The sequence below is a fragment of the Mycolicibacterium arcueilense genome, from assembly GCF_058536225.1.
On record NZ_JBZTYL010000031.1, the window covers coordinates 1 to 17,520 of the forward strand.

The 17,520-nt window shown below is 63.6% G+C and carries 13 protein-coding genes; 2 read left to right on the plus strand and 11 right to left on the minus strand.

Annotated features, from left to right (window positions below):
- Nucleotides 1-69: 69 nt before the first annotated feature.
- The 3 genes from AC4LGL_RS28060 to AC4LGL_RS28070 all read right to left on the minus strand — a co-directional run bounded on the left by AC4LGL_RS28060 (nt 70) and on the right by AC4LGL_RS28070 (nt 3,739).
- Nucleotides 70-390, minus strand: a complete 321-nt coding sequence (locus tag AC4LGL_RS28060; protein ID WP_491841607.1) for a hypothetical protein — start codon at nt 388-390, stop codon at nt 70-72.
- Between the two features lie 302 nt (nt 391-692).
- Nucleotides 693-1,631, minus strand: coding sequence for a hypothetical protein (locus AC4LGL_RS28065; protein WP_491841608.1), 939 nt, complete (start codon nt 1,629-1,631; stop codon nt 693-695).
- Nucleotides 1,632-1,687: 56 nt separating this feature from the next.
- Nucleotides 1,688-3,739 carry an ATP-binding protein gene (locus AC4LGL_RS28070; protein ID WP_491841609.1) on the minus strand — a complete coding sequence of 684 codons (2,052 nt, stop codon included), beginning with the start codon at nt 3,737-3,739 and terminating at the stop codon, nt 1,688-1,690.
- Between the two features lie 365 nt (nt 3,740-4,104).
- Here AC4LGL_RS28070 and AC4LGL_RS28075 point away from each other — a divergent pair, with 365 nt between their 5' ends.
- Nucleotides 4,105-4,677: a hypothetical protein gene (locus tag AC4LGL_RS28075; RefSeq protein ID WP_491841610.1), complete on the plus strand. Its 573-nt coding sequence runs from the start codon at nt 4,105-4,107 to the stop codon at nt 4,675-4,677.
- Between the two features lie 131 nt (nt 4,678-4,808).
- Here the strand turns inward: AC4LGL_RS28075 and AC4LGL_RS28080 are convergent, their stop codons facing one another.
- Both AC4LGL_RS28080 and AC4LGL_RS28085 read right to left on the minus strand, forming a co-directional pair.
- The gene (locus AC4LGL_RS28080; RefSeq protein ID WP_491841611.1) at nt 4,809-5,588 is read right to left on the minus strand and encodes a hypothetical protein; all 780 of its coding nucleotides are present in this window, start codon (nt 5,586-5,588) and stop codon (nt 4,809-4,811) included.
- A gap of 213 nt (nt 5,589-5,801) precedes the next feature.
- Nucleotides 5,802-7,655, minus strand: a complete 1,854-nt coding sequence (locus tag AC4LGL_RS28085) for a helix-turn-helix domain-containing protein (RefSeq protein ID WP_491841612.1) — start codon at nt 7,653-7,655, stop codon at nt 5,802-5,804.
- Nucleotides 7,656-8,691: 1,036 nt separating this feature from the next.
- Here AC4LGL_RS28085 and AC4LGL_RS28090 point away from each other — a divergent pair.
- Nucleotides 8,692-9,174: a hypothetical protein gene (locus tag AC4LGL_RS28090; protein WP_491841613.1), complete on the plus strand. Its 483-nt coding sequence runs from the start codon at nt 8,692-8,694 to the stop codon at nt 9,172-9,174.
- A gap of 163 nt (nt 9,175-9,337) precedes the next feature.
- On the opposite strand, the gene AC4LGL_RS28095 is transcribed toward AC4LGL_RS28090, so the two are convergent.
- From AC4LGL_RS28095 to AC4LGL_RS28120, 6 genes are all read right to left on the minus strand, one after another.
- The gene (locus tag AC4LGL_RS28095) at nt 9,338-10,021 is read right to left on the minus strand and encodes a hypothetical protein (protein WP_491841614.1); all 684 of its coding nucleotides are present in this window, start codon (nt 10,019-10,021) and stop codon (nt 9,338-9,340) included.
- Entirely contained in the window at nt 10,018-10,734 is a 717-nt protein-coding gene (locus tag AC4LGL_RS28100) for a helix-turn-helix domain-containing protein (RefSeq protein ID WP_491841615.1), read from the minus strand. The genes AC4LGL_RS28095 and AC4LGL_RS28100 overlap by 4 nt, the downstream gene beginning before the upstream one ends.
- Nucleotides 10,734-14,084 carry a DUF8841 domain-containing protein gene (locus AC4LGL_RS28105; RefSeq protein WP_491841616.1) on the minus strand — a complete coding sequence of 1,117 codons (3,351 nt, stop codon included), beginning with the start codon at nt 14,082-14,084 and terminating at the stop codon, nt 10,734-10,736. Before AC4LGL_RS28105 ends, AC4LGL_RS28100 begins: the two co-directional genes overlap by 1 nt.
- Nucleotides 14,081-14,485 carry a Fis family transcriptional regulator gene (locus AC4LGL_RS28110; protein ID WP_491841617.1) on the minus strand — a complete coding sequence of 135 codons (405 nt, stop codon included), beginning with the start codon at nt 14,483-14,485 and terminating at the stop codon, nt 14,081-14,083. Before AC4LGL_RS28110 ends, AC4LGL_RS28105 begins: the two co-directional genes overlap by 4 nt.
- Nucleotides 14,486-14,657: 172 nt before the next feature.
- The gene (gene dnaB, locus AC4LGL_RS28115) at nt 14,658-16,052 is read right to left on the minus strand and encodes a replicative DNA helicase (RefSeq protein ID WP_491841618.1); all 1,395 of its coding nucleotides are present in this window, start codon (nt 16,050-16,052) and stop codon (nt 14,658-14,660) included.
- The gene (locus AC4LGL_RS28120; protein ID WP_491841619.1) at nt 16,049-17,377 is read right to left on the minus strand and encodes a rep protein; all 1,329 of its coding nucleotides are present in this window, start codon (nt 17,375-17,377) and stop codon (nt 16,049-16,051) included. Before AC4LGL_RS28120 ends, dnaB begins: the two co-directional genes overlap by 4 nt.
- Nucleotides 17,378-17,520: the final 143 nt, after the last annotated feature.

The window sequence follows — 17,520 nt, forward strand, 5'->3', positions numbered from 1 at the left end:
CAAAATCCACCGGCACCCGCACCCTCACCCGATGGTGCGACTCCTCCACCCAACAAATCACCACCGTCCTCATCGAGTCGGACATGCGATTCCCCTCAAGCCGCTGGGATCGAACACAGCACCGTCCTCCTCGCGCAAGAGCGCAGTTGGCTCAACCTCGGGGACCGTGCCACCGAACACACCCCGCAACGCAGCAACACCCTGAACCAGCACACCCCGCATAGTGGGCGACTGCGCCAGGTAACGGATCGACACCAGTGCCGAGCACTCATCGTTGCCACCCTCCCACTGCAGCTCATCACGCGAATCGGTCACGTCACCGATCGCCTCGGCTGAGGCCCCAGTACACAGGGCGGTGAGATGCCACCAGTCAGGGCGCGGGCCAGCCATCACCGGACCCGCCGCTTGTCCAGCGACCCGAAGAAGTGCATCGAGTCGACAGGTTTATCCAGAATGAATGTCATCACAGTTCCCTCCCAGGAATCCAATGGGCCTGCCGGAATGGCCTGCCCTACACCCACGATCCTACCGCCCGACACCGACAAACTCAGTGCTAAACCCCCACTACAACAACACTTTTCGACAGCACCACCTCCCCACCCCATGACGGGTGGGGAGGTGGTGCTGGAGTGTTGGAGTAGCTCAGCGTGGTGGTTCGCAGGTCCAGAGAAACCTGCGAACCACCACCGCTATCAGAGTTGTGCTCCCCCGCTGTCGGAACCTTCGTCGTCCAGGTCGTCCTCGAGGCTGCCGAACGCGACAGCCACTCCGAATACAGACGCATTCTCGGGACGGCTCGAGTACTTGTCCGTCGCCGCGAAGTCGGGCACGGTGCGGATGTGCTCGATGACGGTCTCCGCGATCTGGTCACCGTCGTGGCGAGCCGCAACGTACAGACGGCACACCCGCATCTTCTGCGCACTGGAGTCAGTGGGCACCGACACCACATCGGCAGGATCGACCAGCACCACCAACATCTGCTGTGAAAAGTGCTCGGCGTAGCCGTAGGTACCCACGTGTAGGCCAACTGAGCACGACGAGTTGCGGTCGTCGTTCACGAGATCACGGGCCATCCACACGGTTGCCCCGACCGGGTAGGGCACATGGCCGACCACCGTCTCAACAGATCCGTCCTGCGCCTCCACGGTCACCAGTTCGTGCCCCGCGTGTGCAGAACGTCCGTCCGCGCGCACCGACTTGTAGCCGACAATGAGACCCTCGGTGGTCAGCGTGAATCCACCGGCCTTGAGCCAGCCGAACAGCTGCGAACGCGAGGCCTGCGACGGATTGCGTTCCAAGCGGCGAAGGAACGCCCCCAGCGGGGCCAGATCGGCATCGCTGTTGGTCAGCCGGATGGCAGCAGCCAGCACGACTTCCTCCACCGGGTCGCCGTGAGTGATCCGGTACGGCTCAGCCTCGGCCTGGTCGCTGTCGCCGTCCACGACCGCCACGGCCTCGATGGTTGCCTGTTTCACCCCCGTGCGGAACCTGTCCACCAGGTCGCGCACGGTTGCAAAGTCCTCACCTCGCTCATCCATCAGGTAGCGCCGAACCGGCCCGTAGGTGGGGTCGGACGCGGCAATGAGAAGGCTGGCCGATCCCTCAACAACGATGATTGATTGCTGATCCATGAGTGCATGCATGTTCGTAGGTTCCATTTCTCTTGCGTTAGTTAATGTTTGGGAGGTCAGGCGGCTTTTCGCGCGGCCTGGGGCGGGGTGTGAGCCACGTACTCGATGTAGTGGCCTCGGGTCTCGGTGTTGTCCCAGTGGCGCAGGTGATTCAGCAGCGGGTAGGCCTGCCGCAACTCGGAATACAGCTTCCCGACCTTGTCCTGCTGCGCTTGGGCTGTGGGGCATCCGCGCAGCTCCTCCACCATCGAGGATTGGGCTTCGGTGACCTTCCCTGCGGCCTGGACTAGTGCAGCGATCCGGACCAGCAAGTCGCGGTGCGGGTGCTCGGCGGAACTGGCGGCCAGCGCTGCCGACGCGACAGCGAATGCAGCCTCGTAGTAGGTCGTCAGCTGGCGATGCGCGGCGTAGGAAGCAGCCAGCAACTCAGCCGGTGACCATCCGGCCGTCTCGGCAGTGAACCGACGCTCAATCCACGCATTACGGGTCATCGCCTCGGGGGCCGCTGCTAGCAGTGGCCCGCTCTTGCGCTTGCCCAGATACACCGTCACCGACGCTGGGTGCCCGCTACGCGCTCGGTAGGCCGCGTCGTCGGTATAGACGACCGGCAGCCCCAGCGCGGCGATCTCCGGGCCGCTCAGCACGGCGTCACGACCGGCACCGCCGTCGCGGTCAATGATCTGGCAGTCGTAGCCTTTCGACGGCCCGCGCGTGACGCGCCTGCCCGCCATCGCGGCGTGCCACTGCTCGAAGGTGTACCGCACTGCGATCCCGTCAGTGTCCGCGCCCACCTGCCAGCTCTGTCCGGTCAACTGATTCCCCGGTGCGAAGACGTTCAGTGCCACCGTCGAGCTGCCTTCCGGCACAGCGATCAGTCGCCGAATCTCGGGATGCTTCTCGGCCAGGAACGTGGCGAACCGCGACAACACCCGCCCTGCAGGAACACCTGTCACTACCAGCGTGCTGCTCATTTCAGCACGGGCGGTCACCGCCTCGAACACATCGTCGCGAGAATCCGCAACGCGCTCCCACCGCGAACGCCCACCGTAAGCACGCACGTACCAGGCACCTGCGCCGACCGGAACGCCCACCCGAAACGGAATCGGCAGCGTGGCCACAGTGCCCACACTGCCCAGCGTGTCGGCCCGCAGCTTCACCGCAGCGGCCACATCGGTGACGGCCAGCCGTGAAATCCTCTGCGCCAGTGCCTCATAGGCCACCCGGAACTTATCTAGGGCAGCGTCAACAGCAGCCAGGGTCCGATCGGTGGCGATCACCGACTCCCGGCTAGGAGTGTGGTCGAACGAACCAATGGGCAACTCGATCACGCACGCTGGCAACCTGGTGGCCTCCGACACCTTCCGGGTGACCTCGGCCACCGACGAGAACAACGTGCCACCACTGCGCACCATCACCGCACTACTGCGGTCTGCTCGATCAACACGGCGGCACGACACCGGCCCGATCCACGTCGGACCACCAGCAAGGCTGTCCACGGGCAGACCGTCCACCAGCACCGCGCCCGCATCGTGCGCAGAGGCGACCTCGCGCACCGCGCGATGCCATGCCTCCACATGTCCGGCGACCTCGACAGGAACGATGACCGTGGTCCCGTCCGGCAGGTCGCTGGGCACACCAGCCAACAACACCTGGTGCTCCAGGTTGCGCGCGGCGCGCACCGTCGTACGCAGCCCGCCTTTCACCGTGTCCACCAGAAACGACTCCGCCAGCGTCCACGCCGATTTCGCGCCGACACCCAGCCCGCCGATCATCTCGTTGCTGTCCCGCTTGCTCGACGCGGCGAACGCCAGAAACGTCGCCTCCACCTCGGCAACCGACATCCCCGTACCCCGATCGGTCACGATCAGATTCGGTTCGATCAGCGTCGGCGTGGTGACCGCCACCGGCTCGGTACCCCCGGCCGCGCGGGTGGCATCGACGGCATTCGACACATACTCACGCGCCACCGCCAACCGCCGGTCGGCATACAGGTTGACCAACATCTCCATCATCCGGCGCGCACCCTCCGGGTCCACCCGACTCGTCATCATGGGCAACCCGGCAGCCGCAGTACCAACCAACGTCGAAACCGGCTCGACAATACGCATGTGATTTCCCCTCCGGGACTCTGTGGGCCTGCCGGAATGGCCTGCCCTACAACCACGATTCTACCGCCCAACACCGACAGTTTTCGAGCTAAAAGCGCACTACAACAGCACTTTTCAACAACACCACCTCCCCACCCCATACCGGGTGGGGAGGTGGTGTTGTGTGCAGGACTCCGAAATCTCTTTGGCGATCCGACCCGGCGCCGGCCGCTGCAGGTGACCGAAGGATGATCCTGGCCCAGGGCGTCTCTTACTGGACGGACTTGTTGCAGCAACAGCGCGACACCATCTGACACCTGCGACGAACGGTGAGTCCTCGCCTTCAAGGTCGGTGCCTTGGTTTGCTACGTCTAGAGTGTGGTCGCATGTTGCTGAGGCTGGTGTTGATGCCGTGGTGGTTGCGATGGCTGGCGTATTCGGCGTTAGCGCTTCCATTCATTGCGGGACTGGTGCTGCTCGGCGATTACCCCGGCGGATCATCGACAGTGCCCTGGGCGTCACCGTCGTCATGGGTCTGGATTGGAACGCTCACGCTGGCCACGGGGTTGCTGCTAGCGGTCGCCTCACCGCGTAATCGCGCCTTGATCCGTACATGTCTGGAAAGCGTTTCCCCCCAGGACTATCGGAGCGTCGTGAGGGCGGCCGGAATGGGACCGGTTCCCGATGATCCAGCGATTCGAGAGGCGGCAGCGCAGTTGGCCGGAGTCCAGTCGCGCGGCCTTAAGGGCCTCAGTCGCGTGATGCCGTGGCTTTGCGGCTTTTTGCTCGTTAACCAGGTAGCACAGGTGTGTATCACGACCCGTCCGGTAGTACTACGGGAAGTCGTCTTGATAGCGATCTGGTCGGGACTCACGGTCTACTGGCGGCTGTATCCTCGCCTAATCAACGCGCGCCACGAACTACTCAGCACACACAAGGGCCGCGACGTCATTGCCTGAGTCGGGCTCGGATTCAATACTCCGAAGTCTTGACACCTGCGGGGAAGGCGAACCACGGCATCACCGCCACGAGCCCAGAAGCCTCACCGATGGCCGGCGACACGGGTTCTGCTTCGAATCCGACATCGCGGTCACCTGGGTTGGAGTTTTGGCCGTTCCACCATGATGTAGTCGGACTTGATGATGCGCTGGGAATCTAACTGGCGCGCAAGCTGTTCACTAATCTTCGGTACCTCGAAGATTGGTCGATCGGCGGTTTCCAGCTTGCCCGATAAGTTGCGCGTCCATCCCGCCTGCCGCTGGTCGCGGAAGTAGACATCGAGTGCAACTGGTACGAGCTCGTGTTCCGTTCCTGCGCATCGGACGGTGATGTCCCACTGTCCCGGCGGGAGCACCGGCAAGTAGGCACGCGCAGGGTAGGGGCCGATCGGCACATCGGGCATTATCCGCGCTTGGGGGACCTGGGCGATTTCGGTTTCGAGGTCGATGTGGACTTCCACGTCGTACACCACGCTCGTCGACGAGTTGGTAAGCGCCACCGTAACAACGGCATGCTCATGGGAGTAGCTCGAGAACCATGCTGTAACAAGGTCGGCTTGAGCGCGCCGTTCCGCTTCGATCCTGGCCTGCTCGTCTGCACGACGCACGGCAACCTCATGTTGCCAACCGCGGACCGCGATCAACAGTGCGCCGACGGTACCGACCGCGGCGACGAGCCCTGCCGTCGCTGCGAACCCATCCGCGACGCTGCCCCACTCGATGACTGGGTATGCACGACGGACTGCGAAGGCCTGGATGGCCACAATGGCCGCCAGGACCGCCGTCGCGACGGCGAATCCAACGGCTAGGAAGCCCTTGCTGGCAGCCCACGCTGTGCGCCACCGCGGTGTGGGCTTGAGGTCATCCTCCATGCGGGGAATCTAACGCACTAGAGTCCGAGGCCGGGTTCGACGCTAAGACTGCGGTCGTTCGATGACCACATCGCGTAACCAATGTCATTGAAAAGCGCAGTTAGTCATTGGTCTGGTCGGCCCAGCTGATACGCGAGACACGAGTGGCAGCAGTCAGTGTGGCATCCCACCGGTCGGACGTCGAGGTGGACATTTCCGGGGAACGAGCGCGTCTCACCATGGATTCGAATCAGTCCACCACCATCGGCGGTGCTTTTGGAGCCCACGTGCACGCGGCGCCACGGGCACTTCATCGAACCTCACCGGTGGGCCAGTGGCCATCACCGCATTCTCGTAGTCGCGCTCGTCCTGCGCAGCCAACACACACTCCACCATCGGCTCAGCCCATTCGCCCTGGTCCACTTCTACAACGGGGACCCGTCGCCTTCCCTCTAGGAATTCCTTCCACTGACGACGTTCGGTGCGGTAGGTCTCGATTCGTCGTGCCCGTTCCTCCGAAACCCTCCACTGGCGGCCGATGTCATCGAGGGTGACCTCACCAAGCATGAAGCCGTCACCCCGCTTGATCACCAGACCTCTCCGGCACAGTTCTGCCAACGACTCGTAGGTCGCGCTCACCGACATACGCGCTGCAACGGCGAGATCCCGGACCCGCGCCGTACCAAGAGAGTCCAGCAGTTCATAGACGCGGCGGTGGTGTGCACCAACCACCCACCACGCGTCGTGCACCTCGACCAGTGCCGGACGCCCCGGTCCCCCGGGATCTGGGTCCACCACATCGGGTTTCACCAGGGCGTAGCCGTCCGGCAGCACACCGTTGGATTCCTGCACGTGCAGCACCGGAGATCCCGGACACTCGCGCAGCAACTGCAGGACCCCGGCGACAGTTTCTTTGCTGAGCAGCCCGCTGGCCAGCGACAGTGCCCGCACGCCCACTGAGACCACCGCAGTGCCGTTGATTGTCTCGCCGGCCCGGACCCCGTGCACAGCAAGCGATTGCAGGACCGCCGCAGCCGACCACCGCCGGGGGTCACTGCGGAGCGTGGTGTCGCACCACCGGAGCGCGTGGGTCAGCCAGAGCGTGTGCGGGGTGGAGTGTAGGGCTACCCCTGTGTGCAGTGTCTTGTGTGTACCCCCGTGGAAACTGTGGCACCGCGCAACGTGCAGGGAGCAGGCTTTGCTCCAATCCCTTACCAAGGCTTTGTGTGTGGCGTGATCGTGTACGTACCGCCGGTACGCAGCTCCCAGCCCGTGCTCCCACTGCCCTCCTCGCGCGATGCGGCGTTGAACGTCCGCGAGGGACAACCCCCGCCCGGCGGCGTGATAGAGGACCGACTGGCGAGCTTCCGAAGGTGAGGGCCACCGATTATCAGAAGGGATCGACCCATCGAGGGCGAAAGCCTCGACGGCTGTGGGCATATCCGACGTCAGACGGAAAACCTGGACCAGTCGACGATGATCACCGGCGCCGGAAAAAAGGGCGTGAGTGTTGTTGGGAGGCTCATCGTGAGCCGGTCGGGATGAGGCGGAGTCAACCAGGACTTCGCCGGCGCCGATCTCGGCGCCGAGACGGTGGAGCACGCTGGGGGGGTTCGGTCTGCGGAATGCTTCGCCTGCGCGGGCCAGTGAGCCGACGAGAACCCGGAAGCCGCCTTCACGGCAGCGCGATCCGGGCACACTGATGCACCCTGACCCGGAATCGTTCTGCATAGGACTCAGATCCAGCGTGCGGTACCGGATCGCTAGCGCGGCCAACAGCGGGATGAGCTCGTTCTTGGTCACCGCGATTTCCAGAGGGACCAGCACATGCGCGCCGCCACTGGTGGACAAATCCACTACGACAGCTGCCCCGCAATCGCGTAGCAAGGCCTGAAGTCCGGCGAGGTCATCCAGAACGGCCTGCCGCCCATAGTGTTTGGCGTCCAGATCCAGCACAAGAAGGCGGGTCCGGTTCCTCCAGAACACCGGTACCGCGGCGGGCTTCGCCGGCAGTGCCTTGGTCAAGTCGGCGGCCTCGTTGAACCGCATCCCTGGGTTCCACAACCGCATCGTCGGTCGGGCGGCCATCAACGGCGCCAACACTTTCCACGTCGTCGAGGCCAGAATTTCGGCACCGTGGAGACTCGCCGCGCGGACTACAACAGCGTCGACGACGCGCGTTGGCTTTGGTTCTAGACCCGTATCTTGGGTAGCAGGTAGCATTAGGTCTGTCATTGCGACAGCACGTCCCTTCAACCCTCATGTGAAGTGACAGCACAACAACACCGAGTGGCAAAACTCGGTGGAACGCCGAAGCCCCTGGGTGCAACCGGGGGCTTCGTGGTTTGTTGAGCACAATGAAAACGCCTTACACGAGAGGCGTTTACGAAGACGGCGCCACGTTAGGGCGCAAAACGCGGTGAATAGACAACCGCAACAGGTTTACAGGATGGCCGATGCCATGCGAACTCCTCTCAGCCGTTCTTAGCCACTCGGATATTCGCACGAGGAGACAACGATTCGGCGCCGACACGCGGGGTCGACGCCGAAGGCAAGTGAAAACTGAGCCTCCTGGGACTTCATCCGCACGGAAGCTACCGAGGTCGAACAAGCAAGATGTGGCGGTGAGGGCGCGATCGGCACGCCCTCACCGCCACATCCAGAGCCTTGGGGGCTCCGTCAGAACGCGGTCGCGGGAGGAGTATTCGGCTAAGAACGCCGCGACCGTGTTCCTTTCAGCTCGCAGGCGCTCGGTTCGATGCGCCTTGTGACCTGCTTATTTGTTGCTATTAGCAACATGGGGCAATCATAACGGCGCCACGGCATGTCCGGTCACACATTTTCTCCGCGTGTCGCAGTTTCCAACGAACAACATTCACGCCGGTCAAACTGTCGCTAATACCATCAAAACCCCAGGTCTAAACGATGGTGGCGTAGGATGCTGCAGAAGCAAGAAACGAGCTGGAGGACCCTCCCTATGCCACTGGACAGAGAGCGGCAGCCTGGCCGCCCAGCTGTCCAACCGAAGGAAGCCACACAACTTCCCGGCGCCCCTCACGACGCCCGCACGATCATCGCTCGGCTCAAAAAGCCCGGTCACGACCCCCGCAGCTACCACGGATACGTGACCTTCGATGGGGCCTCCGGCGCCATTCCCCGCTACTACGTCTACCTCGATCAATTCGAGCATCCAAACGGGTCGCCTCGGCGTCGTGGACACCGAGGCGACGGCCACGACGCTCACACTGAATTGCGCGCCCAGCTCGATGACGCGGCGGCCACCAACACTGAACTGCGCGCCGCCAATGCTGACCTGCAAGCCCGACTCGCGGTTGCCGAAAACGAAGCTGAGCGCCTACGCGCGGAGCTCGCCCGCGCCGACGCTGGTCGCGCCCGCGATCAAGAAGTCATCCGCATGTTGGCAGCGACAAACGCCTTGATGGCCGACGCCGCCGAGACGATCCAAGAGAGCGCCAAAGGATTCCAGCGCGCTGGAGAGAAAGCGCTGGAAGGTGCAGGCAAATATCTCAAGGTCACTCAACTGCAACGCGACGTGGTCGCCCAATACATCACGCCCGACGACCTAAGCGACCTTCCCCTGGCATGACACGGAGTATCTCCTCCCGCGCCGGCTCGACGAGCCTCGACTTCAACACGCGCTGACGCCCCAATTGAGGCGGTTTACGCCGCGACGGCCGGCCAGCGGTCGAGGACGCACTCGATCGAACTCGACGCACCGCTCGCTTGCGAGGTTGTTCTATGGCTACCGATCAGATCGTCAGTGCCTCATTCTGGCGCCCGGGCCCAACCCCGATCTGGTCGGCCAGGGATCCCAAGGGCACCGCCGGGGAATCAGCCATCCATACCTGGGTGCCGCCTTTGGCGAGCTGCTCGGCGCTGGGGTGCACACGCCATGCTTGCTGCCGGATCATCACGGCGTGGGTGAGGACCTGGGCATGAAACCGGGTAGGGAGGGTGAGGCTGGTGACGATGACAGATCGCCGGCGGATTTCGGTGAGGGCTCGGTGGTTGGCCTTGGTGATTACCACCTGTCGCCACGGTTTGTTGTTGACTTCGACGATGACCACAGCGTGCTCGTCGAGCCAGCCGCTTTTTCGCCATGCGGGCAGGATGTAGGTGTCGTCGTCGAGATTGGCCAGGATCAACTGTGCGCGTTCGAAGGCTCCTTGGCTGCGGTTTTCGATGTCTTGGGGTCCGCGTTGTAGTTGGGTGATACGGGCCGGCGGGGCGGCGGTGTGGCGGCTGTTTGGGGCACTGTGACTGCCGATCCAGCGGTGCACGGTCACTGGTGTGACGCCGGCATATTCGGCGACCGCGTCGACGTCGATGCCACCTGCGGCGTCGGTGCCGTAGCAGTCGGCCAGCATCGTGTTGAACCGCTTGCGTGTCCACCGCGGCCCCGGCACGGGCTGCACCGGCAGTGGGTCGGTCACCGCCTGTCACCGATCCAGAAGTCGCTGATGGTTGCGAATTCCCACGGACTGCCGTGCATGTACCACGGATTCATGATGTCAGTGAGGTAAGCGAGCAGACCCTTGTCCCCACCGTCCTCGTAGGCGCGCAACAGTTCTTCGATCACAGCGCCGGGGACTGGATCACTGCTGACGTCGCGGTCGCGTTCCCATGCGTAGTTTTCTGGGCCCTGATAGCCGCTGATGTGAATTCTCTTCCCGCCGGCCAGGGCTTTGCGGCCTCGTTCACTATTGCGGAAGACCTGGGTCGCGGCGCGGCGTCCGGCTTTGGTGCTCGCGGCTCGTCGCGCGGCTGTTTTGATCGCCGTGAGGTGATCGGGGGATGGTTGTTGGCTCCCGTTGGCCCACCGACGGACTGTCGCCGGCGAGACGCCGAGTGCGTCGGCGGCGGCTTTCGCGTTGACTTTCGATCCGCGAGGCCCGTACCCGTAGACGGCTTGAAGCATGCCCATGACGTTGGTCAGTTCCCCGACATCAGCATCGCGACGCCCGGTGATACCGCGGTAGATGACGCTGCGCAGGTTGACGACTTCTTGTCTCATCGCTTTGCGGACAGCGGTTTTCGAAACCCGCAGCGCCCTGGATGCGTCGTCGATGTTGACGTCCCGGTTGACTGGGGAGCCGTAGTCGACGAGGTGACTGCCCTCGATCTTGCGTGGCCGACGAGGTGCCATCACTGGCCTCCATTGGTCAGGGTCGGGAGCAGTTCGCGCCACCGGTCAGGCGAGGTCAGGTGCTTCTTGCCGCGGTAGGTGTTGCCGTCGAGGAACTCGAGCTGATCGGCCAGCAGAGCCGACCCTTCGTGCTTGTACTTGCCGAACGAGCGGCCCCACGTCGCTGGCCCGCCTGGCCACGCCGTCTCGGGGTTGGGGTCATTGGAGACGTACAGCACGGAGTCATGGTCAACGGCCACTGGCCAGCGGCCGGTCTTTTGGCCGATCTCGTTGATGCGGTAGGCGATGACGGCGCCCGCTTTGCCGACACCCATGTACCACCGTGCTGGGAAGAAGCTCTGCTTGTCTTTCATGTACGTGGCCGATTGCATGGCCCCGAATCCCCTGTTGCGGACGTTTTTCGACTGGTTGCGGGCGGCCTGGGCGTCGGGAGCGTCGGTGTCGAGGACAACACTGGCATGGGAGAACCGCTCGACCCACAGGCGCAGCACTCGACTGTGGTGCGGCCACACGATGGCTTCCTGGATGTCGACGTCATACCCGAGTTGGAAAGCCATTTCGAGGCGGTCAGTGGTCACCCACTTGGGCTCGGTGAAGTGGTGCCCGCCGGGATTGAGCAGATGAGGCATGAACCGGTTGGCGTTCTCCGGGATGTTCACCAACCAGAACCCAGGCAAGCTGGAGTCGAACTTCGTCCCGCCTGGGTAGTGAACCGGGTCACCGATTGGCATCTCCACCGAGCCCAGGGCCGCAAAGTACGAGCCGCTGCGGTCGTAGGAATGCACATACTGGCACTGCTGTTCTTCGGCGGTGGGCACCCGGCACCACACGGTGTAGTCACGTTCCACGTCGCCGAGGCTGTAGGGCAGTTCGGTGGTCGAGGGTGCCAGAACGATACTCTTCCAGTCCTTGACGGTCCAGCCCTTGCCGTCCTTCTTCGACGGTCGCGGGCGGGCTTGCTCCAGGATGTCCAACCCGGTCACGCGGTCGCTAATCTTGTACGGGAAGCCCAGCGTCTCAGCGAACAGTTGTAGGCGCCGAGCCACCTGCGACGGGCTTGGCCGGCCCCTCAGGATCGGCATGCCTTTCCTCGCGTCGAGGTCCTCTTCAGGATCGTCGTCATCGATCGGCTCGTCGTCGACAGTCAGCGCCGTGTCCAAACCGGGGATCAGCACGACGTGCACAGCAGTCTTGTCTGAGTCGTCGCGGAACACCCGTGTCCAAGCCCCCAGTCGGGCAACGTCTTTATCACCGCCAAGACGCCAACCGTCAGCCACGGCATCGGTGACAAACGGGATATTCTCGGTCATCTCGTGCAGCAGACTCACCCGGTTTTTCGGCCGCGCTTCGGCCAGCTCTGTCACATCGATTCCGAACTGTCGGCAGGCCGCCTCGGTCACCCAGATCTGGCCGGCCTCAGCGTAATCCGCCGACAACGGGTATCCGATGTTGTATGTGTAGGCCAGGTTGGCGACGTGACCGACGTGGGTCAGCTCGCCCAGCTGTGAGGTGCCAATGCAGGTGCCTTCTGGCAGCCACAGCCCGTCGGTGTGCAGGACAGCGGCAGCCGGAGCACTGCGTTTGACGGCCGGGGCCCCGCTCTTGCGTTGCGCGGCGGATCCACGCTTCTTCGCCGTGGACGTGGTCGGTTCAGTTGCGGCCGGGGTATCGGTGACCGTCTCGGCCGGCTCCGCACTGGCGCTGGTGTCGGTCTCTGGCTTATCGGACGGATCTTCGTCGACGCTCTGGGTGGTGTCGTCGGCGCAGGCTGCCGGAGCAGCAAGTTCGTCGTGGATGGCAGGTACATCCAAGGCAGCCGTGAGGACGTCAGCGACCTGGCCGGGTGTTTCGGCCAGCACGACCGCCAGAACCGTGTCATCAGCGAGCTCGACGCGGCGGGTGATCTCGACCCGGCCAAGCTGAGTGTGTTTGTCGGACAGGTCAACCGGTTGCTTGGTTTCCTCATCGAGGCCGAGCGCATAAATCGAGCAAGCATCGTGCACGTAGAGCGGCATGGCGCGGTATTCGCGGGAAAGCCGCATCGCCACCCGCCGGCCGCGGAATCGAATATGGGTAGCGAAGGACGCGGCATGAACCGGTTGATAGTGATGCCGCCACTCTTCGTGCGTCCAGGCGTCCGGATCACCCATCGCTGTGGTGTATTCGCGGGCGACCTCTTCGACGAGGGCGCACAACGCGGGATTGCCCGCGAAGGCCACGAGCGCATCGTCACGCAGCCGCTTCGTCCAGGCCTCCAGGAGCCGGACCTGGTATGGCCACACGACAGCGGCGTCGATGTCGAGACGGTCCACACTCAGGTTGGCGCCGCCGTACATGACGTCCTTGGCCAAGTTGTCCAGATCCTCGGTGCTGACCCACGTCCGCGTCGCTTCCCCTGGCCGAATCTGGGGGTGGGGGGCCGGAAGCCACTGAGGTTGTTTGATCGTCTCAGCGGCCGGCAACAACACCCGCCACGATCCGAAAGGCCGCTTGGCAGCCGCGGCCGCATCGGCGGCCCGATGTCCTCGCAGCCGCTGCGGACGACCGAATCCCAGGCTGATCATGCCCGCCGAGCCCAGGTGCGGGTACTGCTGTTCCAACAGAACCAGGTCAACAGCGTGATCGAGCTGCTGCTGTTGCACGACTCCAGGCGTACCAGCCCAGGCTGGCTGGATCCGCAGGTCGGCGTCCACCCCCGAGAGAAGTTCACCGGATTCGGTCAACACCGCGGGGGGCGTCTTCTCCCCCGACTTGTCACTCTTGGCAGGATGTCTGGCGAGCCGGGCGGCCCGGATGTCATCGAGCAGCACCGCTCCGGAGCCGTGGGCGCTGCTCGCTGGCAGCACGCCCAGCGCTGTGTGCCACGCGGTCAGCCGGCGGCCGAGCTCGACCTGATCGTCGATGATGGTGCCGCCGCCTATCCATGGCCGGGCCTCGACAACCACTTCCACGGAGACGTGTTGCGGGCCGGCTTCAGGGTGCGCGACGCTGCCGGCGAGAACGAAGCGCCCCTCAGGGGCACCCTTGAGTTCCCAGCCCCGATTGATCAGCGATGCCAAGGTCGGGCCGAGTTGCGCTGCGACGTCCTCGTCCGACGTGTCCTCGGTGGCGCCGACGAGCAACCGGCCACCGTCGCCGACGAACCATAGCCGCGCCGGGGCCGGGTCGGCACCGACGGCGGCAGGGAAGGTCCGCAGCAGGTTCTTGCTGATGAGGTAGGTGATCAGCGTTTCCAGCTTGTCCAGTGAGGTCACCGGGCCGGTGAGGCGGAATCCGTTGGTGGTGAACGTTCCTGCCGCGTTGAGGATCACGACGTGCCGATCGAGCGACACGGAGGCCTTCGTGGTCACGACGGCCCACCCGGGTGCGTCCCGTCGGCGCTGCGGTCCCGGTAGGCACGGACCTTCAGTCCCACACCCTGAGGGGAGATTCCGAGTACTGCGCCGATCTCGGCGTAGGTGGCTCCCGCTGTCGCTGCGGCGGCGGCCGCAGGGCCCTCGTCGAGGCCTACTGCGCGCAGCAACGCCGCCCTGGTCAGTTGGATCTCCACGGTTTCGGCCGCGGTGCCACGATCTACGGCTTTGAGCAGCCTGGCTCGCTGAGCCGGCGTGTACTTGCGCTGAGCGATTCGTTTCACCCACACGTCGATAGCGGCGTCCAATGAGGAATTGGCCATTCTTGTGGCGAACGATTCGGCGCCCAATTCGGCGGCGGATTGGATCCGGGACACAACGGGATCGATCGCCGTCATGTCCTCACCTCGAACACTTTTCGCACATCAGAACCCTATCCCGGTCCGCCGTAGAAAACAAGTATAACTTTCCAATATGTGAAAGTAATACTTTCCGATGTTGGCAAGTGTTACTTTCATGGCCAGCTTCTGCTGTGGCGGTCATCTGCACAATGCTGCTCTGCTGCTGCTGCTATCGAGCGCGCGCCATGTTGGTATGGCGGCAATAATGAAGTTGGTGGGCAACCGTTATCGTCGCTGTCGGCCCGTTGCGGTGTTTGCCGAGGATGATGTCCGCTTCACCACCGCGGGGATCGTCACGGTCGAATGCATCGGGTCGATGTAGCAGCATCACTACGTCGCTATCCTGTTCCAAGCTGCCGCTTTCGCGCAGATCAGAGACTTGCGGGCGCTTGTCGGTGCGTTGTTCAGGACCTCGATTGAGCTGGCTTATCGCCACTACAGGTACGTCGAGTTCCTTGGCCATCAGTTTGATGCTGCGGGAAAAGTCTGAGACTTCTTGCTGGCGTGACTCGTACTTCTTCCCTGAACTCATCAGCTGGAGATAGTCCACGACAATCAGCTTCAGGTCAGTTTTCTGTTTGAGCCGACGGGCTTTGGCGCGGATCTCCATCATGGTCAAGTTTGGCGAGTCGTCGATATACAGGGGTGATTCGCTGATCTCGCCCATCCGTCTTGCCATCCGGGTCCAGTCATCGTCGCTCATCCGACCCGACCGCATGTCGGCGAGCTTGATCCTCGCCTCAGCCGACAACAACCTCATCACGATCTCGGACTTGCTCATTTCCAGTGAGAACATGACGCTGGCCATCCGATGCTTTATCGAGCATGAGCGCAAAAAATCCAGTGCCAGAGTCGATTTCCCAACCCCAGGTCTGGCCGCGATGATGATCATCTGCCCGCCCTGCAGCCCACTGGTGATCTCATCGAGCTCAACGAACCCGGTCGGAACCCCTTGGGATAGGCCGGCGCCGGACTGGATCGCGTCGATCTCGTCCATGGTGGTCTGCAGCAGGTCATCGAGCACGACGAAGTCCTCCGAGGCGCGGCGCTCGGTGACGCCATAGACCTCGGCCTGGGCGCGGTCGACCACCTCTGCAACATCGGCGCCACCAGCCCCTGCGTAGCCGTACTGCACGATCCGGGTGCCTGCGGCCACCAGGCGCCGCATCAGAGCTTTCTCAGCGACGATGCTCGCGTAATAGCCGGCGTTGGCGGCGGTGGGCACCGTGGCGATCAGAGTGTGCAGGTAGGGCGCTCCGCCGACGCGGGTCAACAGCCCGCGCCGGTCAAGCTCGGCGGCAACGGTTACAGCGTCGGCGGGCTCCCCCTGTCCGTAGAGGTGCAGGATCGCTTCGTACACGTCGGTGTGGTTGGGCCGGTAGAAGTCATCGGGCCGCAGCTTGGCCAGCACGTCGGCTATCGCATCCTTGCTCAGCAGCATGCCGCCAAGTACGGCCTGTTCGGCGCTGAGGTCTTGCGGCGGCTGCCGGTAGTCGGCCGCCGGCTCATCGCTCGTCGTCACGCGTTCCCGGCCCCAGGTCGGGGCTTCGTCGAGGTCGGTCACGCCAGCATCCCCTCATCGATGTCACTGGCCTCGGCGAGCTCAGCGGCGATGACCGGCCAGCATTGGTCACACACCATCGATGCCTCTTTCAAGGGCAATTGCGGCCGCTCAACAGCGGTTCCAGACCCGCACACCGCGCATCCGCATCCACCGATGGCCAGATCCATCAGCAGGTCGGTACTCAAAGAGGTCGCCGCCGGAATCGTTTCGGAGACAACATCAGTCGAAACTTCGCCCAGTACGTCGTTGGCCCACAAGCGCATACCTGCAGCAAGTTCCATCTCCGGGTACATCCACCTCGCCCGGCGGCCGGCGTTGGCTAGCGCTGCAACCGGATCGACCACTGGATGACCGAACTTCACCCGATCAGCACGTAACAACCGCTCACGTTCCTGGGCTGTGGTCACCGCGGCGACGTCGGCATACCAGCGATCGATGAGGGTCCTGGTGGCTCTGCGGCTCTCAGCAGCGATGAGGTGTCCTGCTGGGGCCGTCTTGCTGCGGTCAGCACGGGCCGCAAACACGGCACCCTGGGACGTACCTGCTGGGCGAACCGGTAGCAGCACCAACCGCGATCGCAGGAACGATGCTGGATTTTCGATGCGGTTCGGCCAGTCCCAGCCCCGGGCTTTCATGTCGGCATTCAGTGCCGCGAGCACGGCCTTCGCAGTCCAGGCAGACAGGTCCAGGCCAGAGTCGATCAGGGCGTCGCAGATGTGGCCGATGTGGCCCTGGTCCAGGCCGATGCTGCCGTCGACAACACCTGCGGCCAGGAGCTGCACATGCAGGGGCCGCGGCGCGCAGCGCCGGCCCCGCTTTGGTGACCTTTTGGAGGGATGAGAACTTGCCCGCCGCGCGCGTGTGCGCGGGTTTGGTGATTTAGATCTAACTGGACTTACCCGCCTATCCCTACGGGATGGCGGTAGCACGCAAACAGAGTTATCGGAGCGGACGTTTTCCACAGGCAGCCGGCGGGTGACCAAGTGCCAGATCGACGGCCGCCAGGCACTTCTGGGCGTGTTGGGCGAGCCGTGGCCTTGCTGGACCAGAACCGCTAAACCGGAGGTTTGAAGCACTGCTCGCGCGGTGGTGACGGTGCGCACTGAGCAGCTAGCGCCAGCGGCGACCGTGCAGTTGGTCACCGCGCAGTTGCGGCCGGTCGCATGGTCGGCATGGGCGGCGATGACAACAGCTGCCCGCAGCACACGTTCAGGCCGGATATTGCGCTGTGCACATTCAGCTAAGCCGTCATCGGTGGCCAACCAAGCCGTCACGTCGTTGAGCCACCCGTCACGGCTAGTCCACATCGGCAACTCGGCCGACACCGAACCCACACGTTCAATCCACTCGCGGCGAGCGCGACGCACGGTCCGTGACGAATAAGAAGCGCACCGGTCGCCTTTGCAGAAACTCGACGTTTCTGTAGAGATTGGGGGCCGGTTTCGTGAACTCGAACTTGACCTGTTTT

What these genes read in the sequence shown, in the direction of transcription:
- AC4LGL_RS28060 (WP_491841607.1), bottom strand. Translation starts at nt 390, where the DNA reads ATGGCTGGCCCGCGCCCTGACTGGTGGCATCTCACCGCCCTGTGTACT.
- AC4LGL_RS28065 (WP_491841608.1), bottom strand. Translation starts at nt 1,631, where the DNA reads ATGGATCAGCAATCAATCATCGTTGTTGAGGGATCGGCCAGCCTTCTC.
- AC4LGL_RS28070 (WP_491841609.1), bottom strand. Translation starts at nt 3,739, where the DNA reads ATGCGTATTGTCGAGCCGGTTTCGACGTTGGTTGGTACTGCGGCTGCC.
- AC4LGL_RS28075 (WP_491841610.1), top strand. Translation starts at nt 4,105, where the DNA reads ATGTTGCTGAGGCTGGTGTTGATGCCGTGGTGGTTGCGATGGCTGGCG.
- AC4LGL_RS28080 (WP_491841611.1), bottom strand. Translation starts at nt 5,588, where the DNA reads ATGGAGGATGACCTCAAGCCCACACCGCGGTGGCGCACAGCGTGGGCT.
- AC4LGL_RS28085 (WP_491841612.1), bottom strand. Translation starts at nt 7,655, where the DNA reads ATGGCCGCCCGACCGACGATGCGGTTGTGGAACCCAGGGATGCGGTTC.
- AC4LGL_RS28100 (WP_491841615.1), bottom strand. Translation starts at nt 10,734, where the DNA reads ATGGCACCTCGTCGGCCACGCAAGATCGAGGGCAGTCACCTCGTCGAC.
- AC4LGL_RS28110 (WP_491841617.1), bottom strand. Translation starts at nt 14,485, where the DNA reads ATGACGGCGATCGATCCCGTTGTGTCCCGGATCCAATCCGCCGCCGAA.